The sequence below is a fragment of the Amycolatopsis sp. H20-H5 genome, assembly GCF_035828755.1.
GTDB lineage: Bacteria > Actinomycetota > Actinomycetes > Mycobacteriales > Pseudonocardiaceae > Amycolatopsis.
Map to the genome: position 1 here is coordinate 1 of NZ_JAYMZS010000238.1, position 4110 is coordinate 4110.

Consider the following 4110-nt stretch of genomic DNA (forward strand, 5'->3'; position numbering starts at 1 on the left):
TCACGATCCGGACGGTTCGCGTCACGGCCTTACGCTCACTGTCCGCACCTCGGACGTCTCAGGCAGTCAGCCCCAGAACCACCCATATTCAGCAGCCTCCTAGGGCCGCGTGACTGACGGGGACTTTTGCAAGATTGAGTCGAGGGAAATCCCCTTCAGTCGCGACCCCAGGTTTGCCGTGTGCCCTGATGGGAGCCTTCACGGCGTTTAACGCTGTCATGGTGGCCTTCAGGGGCACACGTGAAACGGTCGTGGCGGTATAAAGCGGGCGAATGGGTAGACTTTTCGTCCTTTGTGGAGGGTAGGCGGCTTCGAAGGACAGGCGCCCGAGGCTTCGAGCGGCGGCTGCTGCGACAGTTTCCAGACCGAAGTCTGAGTCGTGACGTCCCGGGACCATCGACATCGGCCGGTGCCCCACGGGCCATCTCCCTGGCTGGAGCCGATCTGGTGCGGTCGCGTATGCCCCCAGCGGCTCAGTCGGCTACGCCGGTTTTCTCTTGGACATCACTGTGCGCCGGGACGATGCCGCGCCGGATGTCGCCGGGCGCGGGCCGGACACGCTGCAGATCCCGGCGGTCGGTGGACCGCAGCTGCCAAGGAACGCTCACGACCATCACCCCCGGCTCGAACAGCAGCCTGGCCTTGAGCCGCAGTGAACTCTGGTTGTGCAGCAGGTTTTCCCACCAGCGGCCGACGACGTACTCGGGGATGTAGACGCAGACGACGTCGCGCGGGCTCGAGCGGCGCAGGTTCTTCACGTAGGCGACGACCGGCCTGGTGATCTCCCGATACGGCGACTCGACGACCTTCAGCGGCACCTTCATGTCGCGTTGTCCCCATTGCCGTTGCAGGGCACGGGTTTCGCCGTCGTCGACGTTGACGGTGATCGCGGTCAGCGTGTCCGGCCGGGTGGCGCGGGCGAAGGCGATCGCACGCTGGCTCGGCTTGTGCAGGGTGGAGATCAGCACGATCGCGTGCACCCGGCTGGGCAGCAGGTCGCTGTCGTCGTCAGGCAGCAGTTCCTCGCGAAGACGGCCGTAGTGCCGGTGGATCGCCCGCATCCCGAGGTACAGCACGGGAATGGCGATGACGACCAGGTAGGCACCGTGGGTGAACTTGGTGATCAGCACGACGACCAGCACGATGGCGGTGAGCACGGCCCCGAGCGCGTTGATCAGCCGGGATCGCTGGATCGCGAGCCGCTGCCCCGCACCGGTGGCGGTGGCGAGTTCGCGGTTCCAGTGCCGGACCATGCCTGCCTGGCAAAGGGTGAAAGAGGTGAACACGCCGAGGATGTAGAGCTGGATCAGCCGGGTGGTGGACCCGTCGAAAGCGAAGATCAGGACAGCGGCGACGATCGAGAGCGCGACGATGCCGTTGGAGAAGGCCAGCCGGTCGCCGCGGGTGCGCAGCTGACGTGGCAGGTAGCGGTCTTGCGCGAGAATCGAGGCCAGGAGCGGGAAACCGTTGAAGGCGGTGTTCGCGGCGAGGATCAGGATGAGCGCGGTGGTGGCCTGCAGGAAGTAGAACATCACCGCGTGATCGCCGCCGAAGACCGCCGCCGCGATCTGGCTGATCACGGTTCGTTGCGGGTCTGTAGTGCAGTCGCCGGTGAAACCGATGAGGTCGCAGGTGTTCTCGGCGATGCGGACGTGGGTGATCAACGCGAGGGCAGTGATGCCGACGAACATCACGATGGCGATGATGCCCATCGCGGTCATCGTGCGGGCGGCGTTGAGGCTCTTCGGTTTACGGAACGCCGGGACGCCGTTGGAGATCGCCTCCACGCCGGTGAGCGCGGTGCAGCCGGAGGAGAATGACCGCAGCAGCAGGAAAACCAGCGCGACGCTGGTCAGGCCGACCTGTTCCGGCCGGATGTCGTACCCGGCGCTTTCCGCGACAGGCGCGTTGCCGGTCACCGCGCGGCCGAGGCCGATCGCGATCATCAGCATGACCCCGGCGATGAACAGATAGGTCGGGACGGCGAAGGTCCGGCCGGACTCGCGGATCCCGCGCAGGTTCATCGCCATCAGCACGAGGATGAACCCGATGTCGATCGCGATGCGGTAACCGTTGAGCGTGGGCATGGCGGAGATGATGTTGTCCACACCCGCGGCGACCGAGACCGCGACGGTCATGATGTAGTCGACCATCAGCGCACCGGCCACGACGAGCCCCGCGCTGCTGCCGAGATTGCGCGACGCGACCTCGTAGGATCCACCGCCGCTGGGATAGGCGCGGACGACCTGCCGGTAGGACAGGACCACCACGGTGAGCAGGACGACCACCGCCAGCCCGATCCACGGTGCCAGGTGCAGGAAAACCAGGCCGCCGATGCTGAGGATCAGCAGGATCTCCTGGGTCGCGTAGGCGACCGACGACAACGGATCACTGGCGAAGATGGGCAGCGCGAGAGTCTTCGGGAGCAGAGTCTCGCCCAGGGTGTCGCTGCGGAACGGCCGGCCCAGTACCAGCCGTTTCAGCCATGAAGTGGGTGCTGGCACACCCCGGAGCATCCCTTTCCGCCGGAGGTCGGCGCGTAGGGATTTCGTCAAGATCTTTACAGTGCCGTATGGATTCCGTAAACGGCTGGGCCGTGCGCGAGCTCCGCCCCGAGGCGCCGCTGGTGGTTGTCCGCCGAGTCCTGCTCGGACCCGCCGCTCAGCGTCCCCAAGACCCCTTGCCCGGCCGCGGAACTCCCGGTTTCTTGCCGGTGCGGACCGCTTCCGCGTGCCGCACTGCGTCGTCCATGTCCATCCAGTTCGGCCGGGTGCGGCTGGTCGGCACGGATACGAGGGTTATCCCGCCAGACCACACCCCTTCGGGCGGGTGGTGGAACTCCTATCCGTTGTACAGGAAGATCTGTGGTGCCAAAGGATCCCGCGCGACCGGGGTCGGCTCGGGCACGGTCAAGGCGACGCCGGGGAGCCACGGCGGCAGCGCCTCACACGCGGCCCGCCACTCGGCCGGAATCCCGGCGCTGCCTGTCCTGGCCGCGACGATCCCGCCGATGATCGCGCAGACGGTGTCGAGGTCTTCGGCGACCTCCGCGGCGGTCCACAACGCGTCGGCGTAGGCGTCCAAGTGGTACGCGGCGATCCACAACGCCAGTGGGACAGTGTCGGAGGCACTGACCTCGCGGCCGTTGCCGAGCAGGGCGGCCACCTCTTGAACGGGCTTGGCCGGAGGAAGCCGGATCGCGGCCTCGATCCGGCGGCGGACCTCACTGACGGGAACCCGGGGCGCCACTGTCTCCAGCAGCCGAGCCGGGGTGAGCGACGGCCACCGCGATCGCCCCGGCGACACCCTCCGGGTGAGCGTGGGTGACCACCGCGGACTTCTCCGCCTCGGCCACCACCGTGTTCAGGTCGTTGCAGAACCAGGCTCCCAACGGCGCGACCCGCATGGCCCCACCGTTGCCCCACGACCCGGTGCCGAACGCGGACAGTGCCACGTCGCGCCACGACTCCCCCGCCCGGTAGCGCACCAGCATCCGTTCGACGCCCGAGCCGTAGCCGCGGCGGTCGTCGAAGTGCCCGGCGAACGACGCGGCCAGCGCGTCCTGGTCGATTTCGCCGTACTGGCTCATAACCCGGTAAATCGAGCAGGCCATCTCCGTGTCGTCACTCCACGACCACGGCGCCGTGGGCAGCTCACGATCGCGGATCGACGAGTGGTCACCGGGCAGCAGAATGCTCGACCCGAACGCGTCGCCCACCGCGAGACCCAGCAGGCTCGCGGTGGCCGGGTACTCGCCTGCCACCTTCATCCCCCTCCGACTCCGGCAGGCTATCTGACCTGCCGGGACGGTTTCTGGACCGGCCAAAACGTCGATGACGACGCAGTCGATGTGCCGCTACTCGTCCGCGTAAGTCCGGGTGGCGCGCCGGTAGGGCTGGCGCAGCGCCGCGAGGCGGCGGGGTTAGCGGACTGCGTCGCTATTAGAGGGCGTCCGGAAACTGATGTCATGGCGTCCAGTTTGGTGCCTAGGAGGCTGCTGAATATGGGTGGTTCTGGGGCTGACTGCCTGAGACGTCCGAGGTGCGGACAGTGAGCGTAAGGCCGTGACGCGAACCGTCCGGATCGTGAGAGGGCCTCTGGAGGGCTGTT

The 4110-nt window shown here is 67.2% G+C and carries 3 protein-coding genes; all 3 read right to left on the reverse strand.

The window, feature by feature from the left end; genetic code table 11:
* Positions 1–473 precede the first annotated feature (473 nt).
* On the reverse strand, positions 474–2516 hold the full coding sequence (locus QMK34_RS46995; protein WP_326421528.1) for an APC family permease: 2043 nt from the start codon (positions 2514–2516) through the stop codon (positions 474–476).
* Between the two features lie 325 nt (positions 2517–2841).
* Positions 2842–3249: an ADP-ribosylglycohydrolase family protein gene (locus QMK34_RS47000; protein ID WP_326421526.1), complete on the reverse strand. Its 408-nt coding sequence runs from the start codon at positions 3247–3249 to the stop codon at positions 2842–2844.
* Positions 3224–3769 carry an ADP-ribosylglycohydrolase family protein gene (locus tag QMK34_RS47005; RefSeq protein WP_326421527.1) on the reverse strand — a complete coding sequence of 182 codons (546 nt, stop codon included), beginning with the start codon at positions 3767–3769 and terminating at the stop codon, positions 3224–3226. Before QMK34_RS47005 ends, QMK34_RS47000 begins: the two co-directional genes overlap by 26 nt.
* Positions 3770–4110 lie beyond the last annotated feature (341 nt).